The following is an 18297-nucleotide window of genomic DNA, read 5'->3' as shown; positions in this document are numbered from 1 at the left end:
CCGGTGCGGACGATTCCGCGCCTTTTTCATTTTACGACAAACGAGGCAGTTAGAATGGCGAACACGCCGCAAGCGAAGAAACGTATCCGCCGCAATGATCGCCGCGCCGAAATCAACGGCGCGCGCGTCAGCCGCATCCGCACCTTCGTGAAGCAGGTCGAGCTTGCCCTCGCCGCCGGCGACAAGGATAAGGCGAAGGACGCCATTGCCAAGGTTCAGCCGGAGCTCGCCCGTGGCGTCGCCAAGGGCGTCGTCCACAAGAACACTGCCGCGCGCAAGATGTCGCGCCTTTCGAAGCGGGTTGCCGCGCTCGGCTGATCCCGTTCCATTTCAAAACAACCAAGCCCGCTGGACGACAAGTCCGGCGGGTTTTTTTGTGCCGGTTGCGAAATGACAAAAGTCCAGCATTTCCAGCGATTCGCGGGGTTCCCGCTTCGTACCGGTTCAGGAATTAGTGTCTGAAATATCTGTACTTTTTGCCGTTTCTGGGATGACCCAAGCATTTGCGTGTCAACGGATTTATTTCAGATAAATGACGTGATCGGGCCTTGATCGGAAACCGAATCCGTCCGTAGAACATCCTTCTTCCGGGGGTGCGAATCTGCTTCCCGGATGCACACAGCAAAATAGCCTCAATATCGGCGCTCCCACCGGGTGTTTCGCCGTGCGGGAAGGTTTTGACTGTTCACCAGGGGCCGTGTCGTGGCGGCGATCGAAGGGGGATGCGCGTGGGTCAGACGCCAGCCAATGCTGTAAGTTTCGCAGGGGAGGCGCTTGCCGGCGATCCGGTTGCGGCCGCGTGGGATGCGATCCGCGCGGGCCTCAAGCGCGATTGCGGCGCGCGGACCTTCGACGGCTGGCTGCGTCCGATCGCGCTCGGCGCTTTCGATGCCGATCACGCGACTTTGACGCTGGAGCTCCCGTCGCAATTCATGGCCGATTGGGTGCAGACCCATTTCGCCGAACGGTTGGCGCTCGCCTGGCGGGCGACCTTGCCGGCGGTGCGGCATATCCGCATCGCTGTGAGCGCCGGCGCGCCCCGTACCGCCGCGATGGCCGCCATTCCCTCGGCGCCGGAGCCGGAAGCGCCGGTCCAAAATGACGGCGGCTTCTACGGCGTGCCGCTCGAGCCGCGCTACCGATTCGACAGCTTCGTCGTCGGCAAGGCGAACGAAGTGGCCTTTAATGCCGCACGCACGCTTGCGACCGCCGACAATGTTGCCTTCAACCCGCTCTTCATTCATGGCGGCACGGGGCGCGGCAAGACGCACCTTCTCCACGCCATCGGCCACGAATTCCGGGCCCGCCGCCCCGGTGCGAAAATCGTCTACATGTCTGCCGAAAAGTTCATGGTGGAATTCGTCGCGGCGTTGCGCGCCAACGACACGATCCGCTTCAAGCAGCAATTGCGCTCCGCCGACCTGCTGATGATCGACGACGTGCAGTTCATCGCGGGCAAGGAATCGACGCAGGAAGAATTTTTCCACACGATGAACGAGATCATTTCGGCCGGAAGCCGACTCGTCATCTCCTCGGACCGCGCGCCGCAGGATCTGGACGGCATCGAGCCGCGCATCCTTTCGCGGCTGTCCTGGGGCCTTGTCGCCGACATCAATCAGGCGGATCTCGAGCTGCGTCTCGGCATCATTCAGAAGAAGCTGGAAACCTTGCCGGGCGTCTCCGTCCCGGACGATGTCGTCATGTTCCTTGCCAAGCGCATCAGCTCCAACGTCCGCGAGCTGGAAGGCGCTCTCAACCGTATCGCCGCTTATGCCCAGATGCAGAACCGCGCGATCGACCTCGATTTCGTCGGTGACGTGCTGGCGAGCATCCTGCGCGCCAACCAACGCCGGATTTCGATCGACGAAATCCAGGGCAAGGTGTCCGACCATTACCGCATCCGGAAGGCGGAAATGACCTCCGCCCGCCGCGCCCGCGAGGTCGCCCGTCCGCGCCAGGTCGCCATGTATCTGTCCAAGCAGCTGACGCCGCGTTCGCTCCCCGAAATCGGCCGCCGCTTCGGCGGACGCGATCATACCACCGTGATTCATGCCGTTCGTCAGATTGAAAAGCTCCGCGCCCAGGATGCGGAACTCGATGCCGACATCCGCCTGCTGACCCGCCAGCTCGAAAGCTGAGCGTCAGGCCCGCCGGTAGCGGAGGCGCACCGGCAGGGAGCCCAATATCTCTTCGGTGCGAAGTGTAGCCGGTTTGGGCGGAATGACCTTCACTGCGTCTTTAAAGTCGAGACTCCAGCAAACGTTCGACCACTCATCATGGACTTCGATTTGGAGATCGAGAGGAACGCTGCCCTCCATGACGCCGACGCCGATCAGCGTACGGGCCAGCGTCGTTCCGCTATGCCGCACCGCCGTCAGGTCCGGCAGATCGGATCCTTCCAAGTCCCTGTAAAGCGAATCTCCGTCGCGCAGATGGAAGAAATAGTGGGGCACGTCCTGGCTCCCTCCTCAGCCGGGGCCTCGTCCCTTTGCCTCATTGGTTCCCGAACGCGGCCTTGCGATAATGGCAGGGCAAGAACCCATGAAATCGCATTCGGATGCATAGAGCTTCCGAAATCGGTTCCTTTGCCGAGAATTGAATCAGAAAAGGGGCGGAAAATCCGCCCCTTTTCTGAAGGATGACGCTGCTTAACCGCGCGTCCGCTCGGTCGGAACCGTGATCCGCACCACTTCGCCGGACCGGCCCGGGAAATTGGTGAACATCGCTTCGACCAGGTTCGGGACCAGGGTCTGAAGCTGATCGGTGCGCGAGCGCGCCTTGGCTGTGCCTTCGAACAAGGGCTCTCCGCCGGCGGTCCGCTTGATGTCCATATCGAGGTAGCTGGTATAGACGGTGTAGCTATAGACTTCGCGGTCGAACGGATCGCCCCAGAACGGGTCGCGCCAGCCATAATAAAATGGGCTGCGATAGCGATGACCAAAATAACCGAAACGGGAATAATAAGGGTGACCCCAGCCCGCGCCGTAACCAAGGGATGGGCGGGTCGCGACCTGCTGGCGGCCGTTGTCGACGCCATAATCCAGTTCGACGACGAAGGTCGCCTGCGCGGGCGAGGCGGCTTCGCTGTAGCCCTGGGCGGTCAGGTGGCGGCGGACGAGGCCCGCATATTGCGAAAATTCAAGCCCGCCTCTTTTGTCGGGATCGGCCGCTTGGATGACGAAGCTCTCGCCTTGCGGCGCGGGCATCGCCTGGAAGCGCGAAACCTGGGCGGGAAAGCCGGTCGCGCAGCCGCCCAGCGTCAGAAACGCTGCGGACGCCGCGACGGCGAAGATTTTCTTGCTGAAGGACATGAACGGGCCTCTCCAAACTCTAACTGGCTGTTGCGGCACGACTTTTGCAGTCGCTCGGCTGAACCATAGCTTAAGAATAGCGCTTCGTCGCGGCGATTGCACGTGTCGCCTGCCGGCAGTCAGCGGGGCAGCCCCACCGCTTTGTAAGCGGCTGCCAGCGTCGGCGCCGACAAAGCGCGCGCCTTCACCGCTCCATCCATCAATATCCGGTCGATCTCCGCCGGACCGGCACGCAATGTTTCGAACCGCGCCCGGATCGGCCGGAGCGTCTCGACCACGAGGTCGGCGAGGCGCGGCTTGAAGGCCCCGAAACCCTGGCCGGCAAACTCGCCGAGCACCTCGTCGGGCGTGCGATTCGCCAGAACGGCGAAAATGGTGACGAGATTCGCAGCTTCCGGGCGCCCTTTCAGCCCATCCATCGTGTCGGGCAGCGGCTCGGGGTCGGTCTTCGCCTTTTTAACCTTTTGCGCGATCGTGTCGCTGTCGTCGGTCAGATTGATGCGGCTCATGTCCGAGGGGTCGGATTTCGACATCTTGGCCGTGCCGTCGCGGAGCGACATGATCCGCGCACCCGCCTTGCCGATCAGGGGTTCGGGCACGGTAAAGACTTCGACGCCGAAATCGGTGTTGAACTTGGTTGCGATGTCGCGGGTGAGCTCCAGATGCTGCTTCTGGTCTTCGCCGACCGGCACGTGAGTCGCCTGGTAAAGCAGGATGTCGGCGGCCTGAAGAACCGGATAGGAATAAAGCCCAACACTCGCATTCTCGCGATTCTTGCCGGATTTCTCCTTGAACTGCGTCATGCGATTGAGCCAGCCGATGCGCGCGGTGCAATTGAGGAGCCAGGCCATTTCGGCATGAGCGGGCACGCGGGCCTGGTCGAACAGCACGGTCTTGTTCGGATCGATGCCGCACGCGATCAACGTCGCCGCCGCCTCGCGAATGGTGCGGGCCAGAGCCCCGGGTTCGTTATAGACCGTGATGGCATGGAGATCGGCGAGGAAGATCAGGCATTCCTGCTCGTGCTGAAGCTCCGTCCAGCGCTTGATCGCCCCCAGATAATTGCCAAGGTGCGGCTCGCCGGTGGGCTGGATGCCGGAAATGATACGCATCAGCTGACCTTCTTGCGCTTCAGGAGGATGAGGATGTCGTCGCGGTTCATTGCGCCGATCGTCCAGGCGACGATGAAATAGACGATGCCGCCGACGCCGACGAGTGCCATGACGCCCAGCAGCCGCTCGATCACCGATCCGGCGAAAAAGCCCGCGAGCAGTGCGCGCGTGCCCCACAAGGCCGCGCCCATGGCAAGGCCCGCCGCGAATTGCCGCGCGATCCGGCTCCACAGCCAGCCTTCGATCCGGAAATGCCCGCGGCGGCGCAGAATGACGTAGAGGAGAATGCAGTTGATCCACGAACAGAGCGCGATGGCCGCGGCAAGGCCATAGATTCCGAAAGGCGGGATCAATGCGAAATTGAGCGCGATGTTGGCGACGAGCACCACGACCGCCGTCTTGACCGGCGTCTTGGTATCGTTGCGCGCGTAAAAACCGGGCGTGATCACCTTCACCAGCACATAAGCCGGAAGGCCCATGACGATGATCGCCAACACATTGCCGGTGATCGCGGCGTCTTCCGCCGTGAAGCGCCCGCCCTGGAACATCGCGGCGACCAGCGGCCCGGCGACGACGGCGAGGGCGAGGGCTGCGGGAATGCAGAGCAGCATCGACAGCTCCACCGCTTGGCCCTGCACGCGGGCGGCCTCATCCGGTTCTCCCTTGGCGATGAAGCGGCTGATCTGCGGCAGGATCGCCGTGCCGAGCGCGGTGCCGATCACCGACAGCGGCAGCTGATTGAGGCGATCCGAATAATTGAGGTAGGACATCGATCCTTCGGGAAGCCGCGTCGCGAAGAAAGTATCGATCAGCTGGCTGATCTGATAGACGCCCGCGCCCAGTGTCGCCGGAATGACGACGAGGAAGAATTGCTTCACGCTTGGCGTGATTTCGGGCTTGCGCAAGCGCAGCGACACGCCCGCCTTGCGCGCGCTGTTCCAAACAAGCGCGAGCTGCAGGACGCCGCCCACGGTAACGCCGATGGAGAGGGCGAGCGCGGTCCTTTCGCCGCCCGTCGGCACGATGAGCAAGGCCGCGAGCATCGCGACGTTGAGCAAGGCGGGCGCGAAGGCCGCCGCCGCGAATTTCGTCAGCGAATTCAGCACGCCGGAGAAGAGCGAAACGAGGCTGATCAGCAGCAGATAGGGGAAAGTGATCCGGGTGAGGAACACGGTCAGGTCGAACTTCGCCGGTTCATCGGCATAGCCCGATGCGATCGCCCAGACGAAAGCGGGCATGATGAGTTCGAAGACGAGCGTGAAAAGGAAGAGGGTGGGGAGGAAGACCGCCAGCACCTCTTCGGAAAATTTCTTCGCTTCCTCCAGCCCGCCCGGCCCGTGATAGCGCTGGCTGAACAGGGGCACGAAGCCCGCCGAGAAGGCGCCCTCGCCGAACAGGCGGCGGAACGTGTTGGGCAGGCGGAAGGCGACCAGGAAGGCGTCGGCCGCGCCGCTCGCCCCCATGATGCGCGACATCAGCATTTCGCGCGCGAAGCCGAACACGCGGCTGACCATGGTGAGGCCGCCAATCGTGCCGATCGCCTTGTGGAGGTTCATGCTCACCCGCCCTTAAGTCATTTCAGCGAAAGCTGGAATCCAGACGATGCTGATGACATGCACCGCTTGGACTCCAGCCTGCGCTGGAGTGACATTGCCTTAAGCCTGTCCGGTAATCTCCGGCGCTTGCGCCCCGCCGCCCGCAGCCTGGGCCTGCGCCGCCTGCTGCATGTAGAGCGCGCCGAAATCGATCGGATCGAGCATCAGCGGCGGGAAGGCGCCGTTCTGCACCGATTCCGCCACGATCTGCCGCGCGAACGGGAACAGGAGGCGCGGCGCTTCGGCGAGCAGGAAGGGCTGAAGCTGCTCTTCGGGAATGTTGCGCAGCCCGAACAGGCCCGAATAAAGAAGGTCGACGGCAAAGGCGGTGCCGTTGTCGTGCTTCGCCACCACGTCGATCTTCAGGCCGACTTCATACACATCGTCGCCCAGCTTCTGCGATCCGATGTTGAACTGCACGTCGATCTGCGGCTGGCCCTGCCATTGGTAGACGGCCGGGGCGTTCGGGTTTTCGAAGGACAAATCCTTAACATATTGGGACAGGATGGCGATTGCGGGCGAGGTATCGTTGCCGTTCACCGCCTGCTCGTTTCCGTCCGTCGCGCCTAATTCTTCGGCCATGCTTCCTTACCTTGAAAATCGTGTTGAAAGACGGCGGGCGGCACGCTTCGCCGGTCGAAGGCGCGGGTAGCAGGTGAGGGGGGTGGGCGCAACATGCGGCCGCCATTTGAAACTGGGCTCCATCCGGCCTATGTTGGCGGCAAGTTCAGAACGGAGTGCTTTTTCGTGACAGTCGAGATTGTGTTGCTGGCCATGGTGGCCGTGTTCGCGGGCCTGAGGCTCTATGCCGTGCTGGGCCGCCGGACGGGCCATGAGCAACAGCCGGTCTTGCGCCCGAAGACGATGGCCAGCGTCGACACGCCCGCCCCGGTCCAGGATCTGCCGGCCGAGCGCTTCGAAACCAATGGTCTCGCTTATGAAAAGAGTGCGGAAACCGGAATCCGCGCCTTGATCGCCGCCGATCCTTCCTTCGACGTCGCCCGCTTTCTCGAAGGCGCGCAATCCGCTTACCGCATGATCCTCGAGGCCTTCTGGACGGGCAACCGCGCCGAGCTGGACGAACTGGTGGACGGCGAGGCGCAGCAGGCGTTCGAAGAGGCCATTGCCGCGCGCGAGGCCGAGGGACTGACCCTCAACAACCGCCTCATCGCCATCGACAAGGCGGTGATCGAATCCGTCGAGCTCAGCGGCCGCACCGCTTTCGTGTCGGTCCGCTTCGACGCCGATATCGCGGCCGTCACCCGCGACCGCGACGGCAATGTCGTTGCCGGATCGCTGAGCGACGCGATCGAAACGCACGACATCTGGACGTTCCAGCGGGATCTCGGCAGCGCCGATCCGAACTGGATGCTGGTGGAAACCGACGCTGTCGCCTGAGGCTGCTGGGCCTTTTCCAATTTTCGTCAGTCGGGCTATGGCGGGGATATGAGCATCCGTCGGACCCGCAGAGCCTTTCTCGCCCTTGCTCTCTGCCTTTCGGCCTGCGTACCGGCGCCTCGCCCAGTCGAGCCCGCGCCGCCAGCGCAGGAACAGCCGCCCATTGCTGTGCCGCCCGTGCCGACCGTACCGCTCGCACCTCCGGCAGCCGCAACCGCGCTGGAGGCCGGAGTCACTCTGGGACCGCCGCTGCCCGGCATCGCACCCGACGCCGCCATGCGCGCCTGGAACGCCTTTCAGGCAAGCTGCCCGGCGCTCCTGAAGCGTGAGGATGTCAGCGGCCTGACCCGTCCGGAGGATTGGCGGGACGTTTGCACGCCCCGTCTGTTCGAAAGCCCGCAGGATATCGCCTTATTCCTGCGCGATAATTTTACATTGGTTCGCGTCGGCGAGGGCACGGCCTTCGCCACCGGCTATTACGAGCCGCAGATCGCCGGATCGCGGGTGCGGGCGCCGGGCTATGCGGTGCCGATCTATGCCAAGCCCGCCGATCTTCTCGCCGCCAATCCGCTGACGGGGGCGAAGGGAAGGGGGCGTCTCGACGAAAGCGGCGCCTATACGCTCTATCATGATCGCGCCGCGATCGAGGATGGCGTCCTCGCGGGAAAGGGGCTGGAAATCGCCTGGGCCGCCGACGCGGTCGATCTGTTCTTTCTCCAGATTCAGGGGTCGGGCCAGCTGCTGCTTCCCGGCGGCGGAGTCATGCGCATCGGCTACGCGGACCAGAATGGCCGCGAATATGTCGCGATCGGCAAGCTGATGAAGGATCGCGGGCTGCTGACCGGCCCCGTCTCCATGCAGGCGATCACCGGCTGGCTGCGCGCCAATCCGGAGGCCGGGCGCGCCCTGATGCGGGAGAATAAGAGCTATGTGTTCTTCCGCGAGCTGACCGGCCCCGGCCCGCTCGGCGCGATGGACCTTCCGGTGACCCCGCGCGTCACGGTCGCCGCCGATCCCAAATTCGTGCCGCTGGGCGCCCCCGTCCTCCTGTCGATGGACGATCCGGAGGCGAGCGGCCTGTGGGTCGCCCAGGATACCGGCGGAGCGATCAAGGGCGCGAACCGTTTCGACACCTTCTGGGGCGCGGGTCCGGAGGCAAGCGCGAAGGCGGGCGGCCTGCAGGTCAAGGGATCGGCCTGGATCCTCCTCCCGAACGTCGCCGCCGCGCGGCTCATCCAGCGTCAGGCCGATGGTCCGCAAGCTCAACGCTGAGGAACGCGCTTTGTGGGACAAGGTGGTCGCGACCGTCAGCCCCCTCCATCGGCAAGCAATGGCGGAAAAGGCCGATATCGTTCAGCCTGCTCTGCCCATCTCCAAGCCGAAGGGCGCCGCCCCGGTGGTAAAAGCACAAGGCGCTGCGACCCGGCCCGCGATCGTTCCCGCCAAGGCCGCGCCGGTCCCTGGCACCACCCTGGATGCCACTTGGGACCGACGCCTGTCGCGCGGGCTCGTCGCCCCCGATCTCACCGTCGACCTGCACGGTCACAACCTCTCCACCGCTTATGCCATGCTCGACACCCGCCTTGAACAGGCCGTTGCTTCGGGCGCCCGCCTTCTCCTGCTCGTTACCGGCAAGCCGCCGGCGGGCGAACGCTGGCCCGTCGCGCGCGGCGCGATCCGCGCGGCGGTGGGCGATTGGCTCCAGGCATCCCGCCATGCCGCCCATATCGCCGCGGTGCGGGGCGCCCATCCGCGTCATGGCGGCCTCGGCGCGCTGTACATCGTGCTGCGCCGCAAGCGCTGACCGTCTTCCGTTTCGCGGGCAATGCGGCGCTTTTCCAGGGGTTCGTCCTGTCATTGGTCCAAAATGGATGATGGGACAAAAAGGAAAGGATTATTAACCCGTTAGCCTTATTGGTGGCGAACACCTGCTCATCGCTTAAGGGAGTGACGGGGTTGGGGTTAAGAGTATCGCATTATTGGGAAAAGGCCGAGTGGCTCAGCAATCGCGCCATTTCCTTTTGCGCGGGTGTTTCGTCTTTCATTTTGACGCTCGGCGGCTTCGTCCTCCTGCGCAATCTCGATCAGCAGATCGCCGCGTCGCTCGGCATCGGCTTGTTCGCCTTGCTCATCGTGTGGGTCGCGGCGGAAAAACCCAATAGCGACCATGCCCGCGCCGTTTCGGCGTTGATCGATCGTTTGCTCGCGGTGGAGGGGGGCGATCTCTCGACGCCCGCACCCCCGGTTCTGCGCAGAGAGATGCCACGCCTCGCAAGCGCCGTGGACAGCCTCTTCGAACAGGTGCGCTCCAGCATCGATCATGCGCAGCGCATCGCCATGCACGATCCGGTCACCAATCTTCCCAACCGCCTCCATTTCAAGCGCGAGGCGGACCGCATCCTGAAGGTCCGGCAAGGGGACACCGCCGCCTTGCTCTTCATCGATCTCGACCGCTTCAAGGATGTGAACGACACGCTCGGCCATGCGCAGGGCGATGAAATACTGGTCATGGTGGCCGACCGCCTGCGCGCGGTGTCGGCGGACATCGGGAGCGCCGCCGCGCATTGGCAGCCCTTGCTCGCACGTCTCGCCGGCGACGAATTCACGATGCTGGTGCCCGCCCCGACCCAGGATGCCGCCGCGGCCACGGCCTATAAAGTCCTCAACGCCCTCACCGGCACGTTCGATCATATGGGGCAGCCCATCACCTTGGGCGCCTCGATCGGCATCGCCATGCACCCTTCGCATGGCGTCGAGCTCACCGACCTCATGAAGGCGGCGGACATGGCCATGTACCATGCCAAGGCGCTGGGCGGGGGCGAAGTGTTCACCTTCAATGCCGAGCTTGCCCTCGCCTTCGAGCAGAAATTGCGCACGGAGCGGGCGCTGCGCGAGACCGTGGCCCAGGGTCAGTCCGATCTCGTTTATCAGCCGCAAATTGACACGCGCACGGGCGGCGCCGTCGCGGCCAAGGCACGGCTGCGCTAGAAAGCACCCGCCGAAGGCCTTCGCGGCCCGGACAGTTTCATCGACGATTTCGGCGCAGGTTAGCGCATCTGTCGCGAAAGAACGTGTCGCACGTGCCGCAAGATTCCGGCTTTCGCCGGAATGACGGGTGGTGATAAGCACTAGCGCGCTAAGAAAGGAATGCCGTGTTTTCTGTGATTGTGGCCGCCGCCTTGGCCGTTTCGACGCCAAGTCCCGCATCGGATATTTTCGCCTGGCGTCAGTCGGATGCGCCTGCCTTTCAGCTGGAAAAGGCGCGGCTCGACGCCTTGCTCGCCGCAAGCATGATCGGCCCGGCCGACAGTGAAAGATTGGCGCGGATGATGGTGGCGGAAGCCAGCACCGACGCGACCGATTATGCCGCGCGCTGGGACAAGATCGCCGCCGAGCTCAAGATTGCCCGCGCAAAGCTGGCGACGATGAAGGCGGGTGGGCCTTATGCCGATGAAAGCCACTGGCTTTTGAAGGCGCGCGCCGCCACGGCCGATCCCGATGCGCGCGCTTTGTTCGAACGGGTGTTTCTCGATCAGTCCGCTTTGACCATGCGACCGGAACTCGACCCGGCGGGCAAGGCGGCCTTCCGGGCGGCATTTAAGCCCGATACGCAAGCAATCCTGCTGGACAATGTGGTGTGGCTGAAAGCCGTGCTGGGCCGGATCGGCTGGTTCGATATTTCAAAATATGGCGAGCGGGCGTCCCAGGCCGCCTGGCTTGTCGTCCAGCATGCGGATCATGATCCGGATTGGCAGAAGGCGATGCTGGAAACGCTGGCGCCGAAAGTGAAGAGCGGCGACATGCAGGGCACTTATTATGCCTATCTCGTGGACCGGGTCGCGGTGAATGCCGGCAAGCCCCAAACCTATGGCACGCAGGGCGGATGCGTTGGACCTGGGGATTGGCAGCCGAAACTTTCGGTCGCGCCCGAAGCGTTGGATCGGCGTCGTGCGGAAGTCGGGCTGGAGTCGATTGCCGCCTACCGGGAACGGCTCGTCGGCGGCTGCGCGTAGGTTCAATCCGCCGGACGCCGCCGGATCAGCACGATGGTGCGCATCGTCGCGACCGCCACACCGTCCTGGTTCAGCACGCTCACCTGGCTTTTGAACGTGCCGATATCCGGCTTGCTGCGGGACGGCGTCACGTCGACGATCTCGGTCTCCAGCCGCAGCGTGTCGCCGGGATAGACGGGCCTCAGCCAGCGCAGCTCGTCGACGCCAGGCGACCCGAGGCTCGCCATCGGGCGCTCCCTGCCATTTTCGACCAGCATCGCCATCATCATCGCGCAAGTGTGCCAGCCGCTCGCCGCGATCCTGCCGAAATAGGTCTTCGCCGCCGCTTCGTCCGAAAGGTGAAAGGGCTGAGGATCGTATTTGCGCGCGAAGTCCAGCACTTCTTCGCGCGTGACCGGATAATGCCCGAACGCCGCCTTTTGCCCGATTTCCAGATCTTCCAAATACAGCATGCCATGCTCCCTGACTGCGGCTCCGTTGCGCTTTGCAACCATTTGCCCGGGATGACAATGCGCCCCTGCCATGCGAAGAGCGGCACGGCTTTGGTCCGGGTGAGCGGAGGGATGAACATGCGTTACGGTTTGGCGGCGGGTGCGGTTCTTCTCGCGCTTTCGGGCTGCGCCACGACCGCGGTGCAGGATCGGGCAGCCGCGCCGATCGATGTGAAAATCATCGCCCTCAACGACTTCCACGGCGCGCTCGAACCGCCCGGCATCGCCATCCCCGCCACCGCCCCGGATGGCGGGGCGGTCCGCGTGCCCGCCGGTGGCGCTGCCTATCTCGCCTCGGCGGTGCAGGGCCTGAAGGCCGCCAACCCGAACCACGCCGTCGTCTCCGCGGGCGACCTTATCAGCGCCTCGCCGCTCATTTCCTCTTATTTCCTCGACGAGCCGACCATCCATGCGATGAACATGATCGGGCTCGATTTCAATGCGGTCGGCAATCACGAATTCGATCGCGGCCGAGCCGAATTGCTGCGCATGCAGCATGGCGGCTGCGACAAGAATACGGCGCTCCAGCCCTGCGCCGTCGATCCCGATTTTCCCGGCGCGCGTTTCAAATTCCTCGCCGCCAACGTGAAGACCGAAAACGGCGGCACTTTGTTTCCCTCCTATGGCATCCGCAGCTACGGAAAAGGGAAGGGGGGCGTGCAAATCGGCTTCATCGGCCTGACGCTGAAGGAAACGCCAACGCTCGTCACGCCGGCGGGCGTCGCGGGTCTCTCATTCGCGGACGAAGCCGACAGCATTAACGCTCTCATCCCCAAATTGCGGAGCGAGGGCGCGGACGCCATCGTCGTGCTGATCCACCAAGGCGTGTCGACGAAGGTCGGTTATAACGACAAGAGCTGCGGCGGCATGGACGGCGATCTGATGCCGATCCTCGCCCGCCTCGACCCGCAAGTCGATCTCGTCGTCTCCGGCCATACCCACAATGCCTATATCTGCGACTATGGCCGCATCGATCCGGCCCGCCCTTTCCTGGTCACCAGCGCGGGGCGCAGCGGCACCTTGCTCACCGACATCACTCTCTCCATCGATCCGTCGCAGGGCGACGTCGTCGCACGCCGCGCCGACAATATGATCGTGCAGGGGGAGGGCTATCAATCCGCGTCCGGTGCCGTCGCGGCCACCGGCCTCTACCCCCGTTTTCCGCGTGAACCCCGCGTCGCCGCCCTCGTCGATCGCTATGCCGCCGCCGTCGCGCCCGTCGCGCAGCGCAAGGTCGGGACGCTCGCCGGGCCTGCCTTGCGCCAGGCGAACGAAGCGGGGGAATCGGTCCTCGGTGCTCTTATCGCCGACGCCCATCTTGCCGCGACCAGCGCCCCCGAAAATGGCGGCGCGCAAATCGCCTTTTCCAACGCGGGAAGCCTGCGTGCCGACATCGTGCCCGCCGAAGACGGCAGCGTCACTTACGGCCAGCTATTCGCGGCTCAGCCCTTCGGCAACACCCTCTTCGTGAAGAGCTTCACCGGCCGTCAGATCCGCGCCCTGCTGGAACAGCAATTTAACAGCGGCACCAACACCGCCGAACGCCCGAATATGCTGCTGCCCTCACGTGGCTTCACCTATGGCTATGACCTTAGCCAGCCCGCCGGGCAGCGCATAATCGACATCCGCCTGAACGGCGCGCCTTTGGACGATGCCGTCGTCTATCGCGTCGCGATGAACAGCTTCCTCGCCACCGGCGGCGACAATTTCACGATCTTTCGCGACGGGGGCGATCCCGTCGGCGGCCCGATCGATGTCGATGCGCTCGAACGCTATATCGTGGCGTCCGGCCGCCTGGCGCCGCCCGCGGCCAACCGCATCACCCGCATCACGCCGCCCTGGAGCGGCGCGGAAAAGCCCGTCAGACGTTGAAGCGGAACAGCATCACGTCGCCGTCCTTGGTAACGTAATCCTTGCCTTCGGACCGGAGCTTACCTGCGTCCCGCGCGCCGCTTTCCCCCTTATACTGGACGTAATCCTCGTAAGCGATCGTCTCGGCGCGGATGAAGCCGCGTTCGAAATCGGAGTGGATGGCGCCCGCCGCCTGTGGCGCCTTGGCCCCTTTCTCGACAGTCCAGGCGCGCGCTTCCTTGGGCCCGGCCGTGAAGAAGGTGATGAGGTCGAGCAGATCGTACCCCGCCCGGATGATCCGCGAAAGGCCGGTTTCGGTGAGGCCCAGATCCTTCAGGAAGTCGGCGCGGTCCTCGACCGGCATGGTCGCGATTTCCGCCTCGATGGCGGCGGAGATGATCACCGCCTTGGCGCCTTCCGCCGCCGCCTTCTCGAACACGCGCGCGCTGTGCGCGTTGCCGGTCGCGGCATCGCCTTCGTCAACGTTGCAGACGTAAAGAACGGGCTTCGCCGTCAGCAATTGCGCCCGTTCCAACGCCTTCGCCTCTTCCTCGTCCGCGGGCTGCGTCAGCCGCGCCGGCTTGGACTGGCGGAGGATATCCAGCGCCTTGCCCAGAACCGCGGCCTGCACCTTGGCCTCCTTGTCGCCTTGCTGCGCCTTCTTGACGAGGTTCGGCACGCGCTTTTCCAGGCTCTCTAGGTCGGCGAGCATCAATTCCGTTTCGACCGTCTCCGCATCAGCGATCGGATCGACGCGGCCCTCGACATGGGTCACGTCGCCTTCCTCGAAGCAGCGCAGGACGTGGACGATGGCGTCCACCTCGCGGATGTTGCCGAGGAACTGGTTGCCCAGGCCCTCGCCCTTGGATGCGCCGCGCACCAGGCCGGCGATATCGACGAATTCCAGCTGCGTCTCGATGATGTTCGCCGACCCGGCGACCTTGGCGATCTCCTGCAAGCGCGGATCGGGCACGGCGACGCGGCCGACATTGGGCTCGATCGTGCAAAAGGGGTAATTGGCTGCCTGCGCCGCCGCCGTTTCGGTCAACGCGTTGAAAAGGGTCGATTTCCCGACATTGGGAAGCCCCACGATCCCGCAACGAAAGCCCATATTGTCCCGCCTTTGAACAGAGTTGCGTTCCCCTAGCCGCTCCCATGGCGCAATGCCAGCGCCGCCGTTATGGCGGCCGCCAATGCATTGGAGAGATTATGAAAAAAGTCGCCTTGGTGGTTATAGCGCAACGGATGGGAAGCCACTATGCTGCTAAAACCATTGTGGGGGTATTATGAAAAATCTCATCTTTTCTGGCGCCGTTCTTGCCGCATTTTTCGCCCAGCCGGCTGCCGCGCGGGAATGGCCCGACCTGCAGAATTGGTTCTTCTTTGAAGACTCGGATTTCTGCGAGATGGCGACAACCTATGGCGAGAAGGATGAGGTAAAGTTCAGCATCGTGATGATGACGAACGGCAAGGCGATGATCGGGGCTAGCGGTACCCAATGGTCCTTTGAAAACGACAAGCCCTACGACATTCGCTATGCAATCGACGAAGATACTGTGGGCGAAGCAAAAGTCCGGGGCTGGGTAGATGGCGACTATAAGGGCTTCATCACCGAAGCCGAGCCCGTCTTTATCGACGACATGATGAAATCCGGTTTCTTCCTGTTCAGCGCCGATGCGGCGAATGCCAAGGACAATATGGATGTCAGCGGCAGCGACCAGGCTTATGCGCAACTCAAGGCATGCGTTGCTGAATTGAAAAAGAAGGGCGGCATTGCGCAGTGAAATGCGCGCCGTGCACCAGCCATTGATGCCGTTCGCATGGTAAGGGCCGATGCACGTCCGTGCCGCCATGTCGTCATGGCAGGAAATGCACATTAGGGGGATGAATATGAAAAGAATTGCTGCTGCCATCGGCTTGACCTTGCCGGCGAATATGGGACGGGCTATTGCCGTCGCCTCGACGATCCTGGCTTCACCGGCCTGGGCCGAATTACGGACTGTGGAAACCGGGGAAGGCTTCGCCATCCGCATGCCTGGGCAGCCGGAGGCCATGCGCAACACTGTTCAAATTTCTGGCGGAGAGGTTAAGACGGCGTCCTGGACCGCGCCTACGGGTGACGGCGCGATCTATTCGGTAAGTTATGCCGACTATCCCGAAAAGATTGTGGTCGCCAACACGCCAGACCAATTCATGAATGAGGGTAGGGATGGTCTTGCCAATCAGCTGAAAGGCAAAATCGTCTCGGAAACCGCCGTCACCCTCGGCAACCATCCGGGAAAAGCCGTTGCCATTTCTTCGGATGCCGGAGAAGTCAAAGCCCGCTTTTATTGGGTCGGGACGCGCCTTTACACGTTGCTTGTCCTCTACAATGCCGCGACGGGCGCGCCGGATGCGGACGCGTTTCTCGGCTCCATAAAGCTCGCGGCAAAATAGACGCGCGTCAGGCGCGATAGTTGAAGCTGATGCTGATCCGTTCGCTTTTCGCGGCGGATGGCGTCACTTCGTGCCGCAGCCAGCTTTCCCACAGGAAAATGCTTCCCGGCCGCGGTTCGGCATAAACGAATGTCTGAAGCTCGGGCGGCGCGCCCGCGCGCCGGGGCGGGGCGGCCATCATCATCGGCAGGCGGGGGTCTTCCAGCTTCAATGCGCCGGACCCAGGCGGCACTGCGACATAGAGCGTGCCGGAAATGATGCTGTGCGGATGGATATGCCCGGAATGCGTGGCGCCCGGCTTCATCACGTTGACCCAAAGGCTGTCGAGCTTCGGCCGCTTGCCGCCCAGCTCGAACGCGCACGCCTCGGCAAAGGCGGCGGCGTGGCGGTTAAGATGACGCACAAGGTCCGCAAAACGCGGGTCGCGCGCGGGCAAGTCGTTCAGCGATGCATAAGACGTATAGCCGCGATAGCCATGCGCCTTCGACCAGCGCCGCCCCGCTTCATCCTCGCCCGCCAGCGCGAGGCACGCCTCTTCCAGCTCCGCCAGCAATTCTGGTGCGGCGAGTGTGCCTTCGTAGAAAGGCGTGGTGAAGAGCGAGCGGATGGTCACGCCAGTCGGGCTAAAGCAAATGCATGCATGCTGAAATAAAAAAGGAGGGGGCGGTGCCCCCTCCTTCATAACCCGACTAAAATCCGCTTAGAAGCGGAAGCCGAGCGTTGCGGCGACCTGATGACGTTCAAGGTCGGATTCATAATTGGAGTAACGATATTCTAGGCCGACATAGGAATTACCGCCTAGCGCAAACTGGCCGCCGAAGCCTGCCCGGACGCCATCGATATTATCAATAATTCCAAAGCCTTCGTCGCCATCATAATAGCCAACGCTCGCCCGTGCATTGGTATAGCCGAGCTTGCCATAAAGATTGAAGCTGTCGGATACGGCCGTAGTAATGCGGCTTCCCACGTAAAGGTCGCGAGCGAAGGAGATCGTGACCAATTCATCGCCATTCTTGAGGTTGAAATCGGATGAGCTATCCGAATATTCCGCGTCGACGCCGAGGGAAATATTATTACCGACCGCAAAATCGTATCCGATACCGACACCGTATAGGATGCCATCCAAATCAGCGTCGACATCGATGCCGAACTCTTGGATTTCCTTTTCCAGGCCGCTGACTTTGGGGCTATCATATCCAACAATCCCCTCGATACGGGCGCCGCTGATATCGGCAGCGAAAGCCGGCGCGGCAACGAGCGACGCCGCAATCGCGGCGGTGGCGTAAAGATACTTCATGTGTAGAACCCCTTTGTAGAATGCGCCGTGGATGACTGCCGCCTGGAGGGCGATTTCCCGGCATTATTTTCCGACCAACCTCCCGGGCATGTCGGCTTCGCTGCACTAGGGCTGTGTTACTTTCGCCAAGCTGAACATTGCTGAAGGGAAACGTTCAGCTTAGCCGTGAAAATTCAGCCACTCATTTCTGTAACCGCAAAGCCACGTCGCTCATGAAGCGGGCGTCCTCGCCCGCCGCGAGCCACCCGGCTTCCGCGGCGATGGCGCCAAGCATGCCGGCAAGATCGTCCATTTCGGCCTTGGCATAATTGCCGAGGACGTGTCCGGTCACCTTGTCCTTGTGGCCCGGATGGCCGATGCCGATGCGCACGCGGCGGAAGGGGTTGCCGATATGCTGTTCGGTGGAGCGCAGGCCATTGTGGCCCGCAGTGCCGCCACCGGTCTTCACCTTCACCTTGAACGGCGCGAGATCCAGTTCGTCGTGAAAGACCGTAACGTCGCCCACCTCGGCCTTGAAGAAGCGCATCGCCTCGCCGACCGCCTGGCCGCTCTTGTTCATGAAGGTGGCGGGCTTCAGGAGCAGGATGCGCTCCCCGCCGATCCGGCCCTGCTGGGCCCATCCCTGAAAGGCTTTCCTGGGCGGATCGAAACCGTGGACTTCGGCGATGGCGTCAATCGCCATGAAGCCCACATTGTGCCGGTGCAGCGCATATTGCGCGCCCGGATTGCCGAGGCCGACCCAGATTTGCATCGCGTCTTTCTCGAAGCCTCCGTCATTCCGGCGAAAGCCGGA

Annotated in this window: 20 protein-coding genes; 10 read left to right on the top strand and 10 right to left on the bottom strand. The window is 63.0% G+C overall.

Going from position 1 to position 18297, the window contains the following annotated elements:
* The first annotated feature begins 54 nt into the window (after window positions 1-54).
* Both rpsT and dnaA read left to right on the top strand, forming a co-directional pair.
* Complete coding sequence (gene rpsT, locus IC614_RS04930; protein WP_200972790.1) at window positions 55-318, top strand: 30S ribosomal protein S20; 264 nt, start codon at window positions 55-57, stop codon at window positions 316-318.
* A 404-nt stretch (window positions 319-722) separates the two neighbouring features.
* Entirely contained in the window at window positions 723-2138 is a 1416-nt protein-coding gene (gene dnaA / locus IC614_RS04925; RefSeq protein WP_200972789.1) for a chromosomal replication initiator protein DnaA, read from the top strand.
* 3 nt (window positions 2139-2141) lie between these two features.
* Here the strand turns inward: dnaA and IC614_RS04920 are convergent, their stop codons facing one another.
* The 5 genes from IC614_RS04920 to secB form a co-directional block, all read right to left on the bottom strand.
* Complete coding sequence (locus IC614_RS04920) at window positions 2142-2453, bottom strand: DUF6894 family protein (protein ID WP_200972788.1); 312 nt, start codon at window positions 2451-2453, stop codon at window positions 2142-2144.
* 195 nt (window positions 2454-2648) lie between these two features.
* Window positions 2649-3311 (bottom strand): DUF4136 domain-containing protein, encoded by a 663-nt coding sequence (locus tag IC614_RS04915; protein WP_200972787.1) that lies wholly within the window; start codon window positions 3309-3311, stop codon window positions 2649-2651.
* A gap of 119 nt (window positions 3312-3430) precedes the next feature.
* Complete coding sequence (gene trpS, locus IC614_RS04910) at window positions 3431-4423, bottom strand: tryptophan--tRNA ligase (protein WP_200972786.1); 993 nt, start codon at window positions 4421-4423, stop codon at window positions 3431-3433.
* A complete protein-coding gene (gene murJ, locus IC614_RS04905) occupies window positions 4423-5979 on the bottom strand; it encodes a murein biosynthesis integral membrane protein MurJ (protein ID WP_200972785.1) in 1557 nt (518 codons plus the stop codon). The genes trpS and murJ overlap by 1 nt, the downstream gene beginning before the upstream one ends.
* Window positions 5980-6078: 99 nt before the next feature.
* Entirely contained in the window at window positions 6079-6600 is a 522-nt protein-coding gene (gene secB / locus IC614_RS04900; RefSeq protein WP_200972784.1) for a protein-export chaperone SecB, read from the bottom strand.
* A gap of 165 nt (window positions 6601-6765) precedes the next feature.
* On the opposite strand from secB, the gene IC614_RS04895 reads away from it, so the two are divergent.
* From IC614_RS04895 to IC614_RS04875, 5 genes are all read left to right on the top strand, one after another.
* Entirely contained in the window at window positions 6766-7416 is a 651-nt protein-coding gene (locus IC614_RS04895) for a Tim44/TimA family putative adaptor protein (RefSeq protein WP_226372734.1), read from the top strand.
* A 48-nt stretch (window positions 7417-7464) separates the two neighbouring features.
* Window positions 7465-8688 (top strand): murein transglycosylase A, encoded by a 1224-nt coding sequence (gene mltA, locus IC614_RS04890; RefSeq protein WP_200972782.1) that lies wholly within the window; start codon window positions 7465-7467, stop codon window positions 8686-8688.
* Entirely contained in the window at window positions 8666-9220 is a 555-nt protein-coding gene (locus IC614_RS04885; RefSeq protein ID WP_200972781.1) for a Smr/MutS family protein, read from the top strand. The genes mltA and IC614_RS04885 overlap by 23 nt, the downstream gene beginning before the upstream one ends.
* Before the next feature lie 143 nt (window positions 9221-9363).
* Window positions 9364-10404, top strand: coding sequence for a GGDEF domain-containing protein (locus IC614_RS04880; protein ID WP_200972780.1), 1041 nt, complete (start codon window positions 9364-9366; stop codon window positions 10402-10404).
* 164 nt (window positions 10405-10568) lie between these two features.
* The gene (locus IC614_RS04875) at window positions 10569-11429 is read left to right on the top strand and encodes a DUF6624 domain-containing protein (protein ID WP_200972779.1); all 861 of its coding nucleotides are present in this window, start codon (window positions 10569-10571) and stop codon (window positions 11427-11429) included.
* Between the two features lie 2 nt (window positions 11430-11431).
* Here IC614_RS04875 and IC614_RS04870 read toward each other — a convergent pair whose 3' ends face one another.
* The gene (locus IC614_RS04870) at window positions 11432-11881 is read right to left on the bottom strand and encodes a MaoC family dehydratase (RefSeq protein ID WP_200972778.1); all 450 of its coding nucleotides are present in this window, start codon (window positions 11879-11881) and stop codon (window positions 11432-11434) included.
* A gap of 117 nt (window positions 11882-11998) precedes the next feature.
* On the opposite strand from IC614_RS04870, the gene IC614_RS04865 reads away from it, so the two are divergent.
* The gene (locus tag IC614_RS04865) at window positions 11999-13792 is read left to right on the top strand and encodes a bifunctional metallophosphatase/5'-nucleotidase (protein ID WP_200972777.1); all 1794 of its coding nucleotides are present in this window, start codon (window positions 11999-12001) and stop codon (window positions 13790-13792) included.
* Here the strand turns inward: IC614_RS04865 and ychF are convergent.
* Complete coding sequence (gene ychF, locus IC614_RS04860) at window positions 13782-14882, bottom strand: redox-regulated ATPase YchF (RefSeq protein WP_200972776.1); 1101 nt, start codon at window positions 14880-14882, stop codon at window positions 13782-13784. The two genes, IC614_RS04865 and ychF, sit on opposite strands and share 11 nt — an antisense overlap.
* Before the next feature lie 175 nt (window positions 14883-15057).
* Between ychF and IC614_RS04855 the strand changes: the two genes are divergently transcribed.
* Together IC614_RS04855 and IC614_RS04850 are read left to right on the top strand one after the other, a co-directional pair.
* On the top strand, window positions 15058-15555 hold the full coding sequence (locus tag IC614_RS04855; protein WP_200972775.1) for a hypothetical protein: 498 nt from the start codon (window positions 15058-15060) through the stop codon (window positions 15553-15555).
* A gap of 49 nt (window positions 15556-15604) precedes the next feature.
* Complete coding sequence (locus IC614_RS04850; RefSeq protein ID WP_200972774.1) at window positions 15605-16207, top strand: hypothetical protein; 603 nt, start codon at window positions 15605-15607, stop codon at window positions 16205-16207.
* 7 nt (window positions 16208-16214) lie between these two features.
* Here IC614_RS04850 and IC614_RS04845 read toward each other — a convergent pair whose 3' ends face one another.
* The 3 genes from IC614_RS04845 to pth form a co-directional block, all read right to left on the bottom strand.
* On the bottom strand, window positions 16215-16820 hold the full coding sequence (locus IC614_RS04845) for a TIGR02466 family protein (protein ID WP_200972773.1): 606 nt from the start codon (window positions 16818-16820) through the stop codon (window positions 16215-16217).
* Between the two features lie 87 nt (window positions 16821-16907).
* Window positions 16908-17504, bottom strand: coding sequence for an outer membrane protein (locus tag IC614_RS04840; protein ID WP_200972772.1), 597 nt, complete (start codon window positions 17502-17504; stop codon window positions 16908-16910).
* Between the two features lie 181 nt (window positions 17505-17685).
* Entirely contained in the window at window positions 17686-18255 is a 570-nt protein-coding gene (pth, locus tag IC614_RS04835) for an aminoacyl-tRNA hydrolase (protein ID WP_200972771.1), read from the bottom strand.
* Window positions 18256-18297: the final 42 nt, after the last annotated feature.

It is taken from the genome of Sphingosinicella flava, assembly GCF_016025255.1.
Lineage (GTDB): Bacteria > Pseudomonadota > Alphaproteobacteria > Sphingomonadales > Sphingomonadaceae > Allosphingosinicella > Allosphingosinicella flava.
This window is presented reverse-complemented; position numbering and strand designations above follow the sequence as displayed.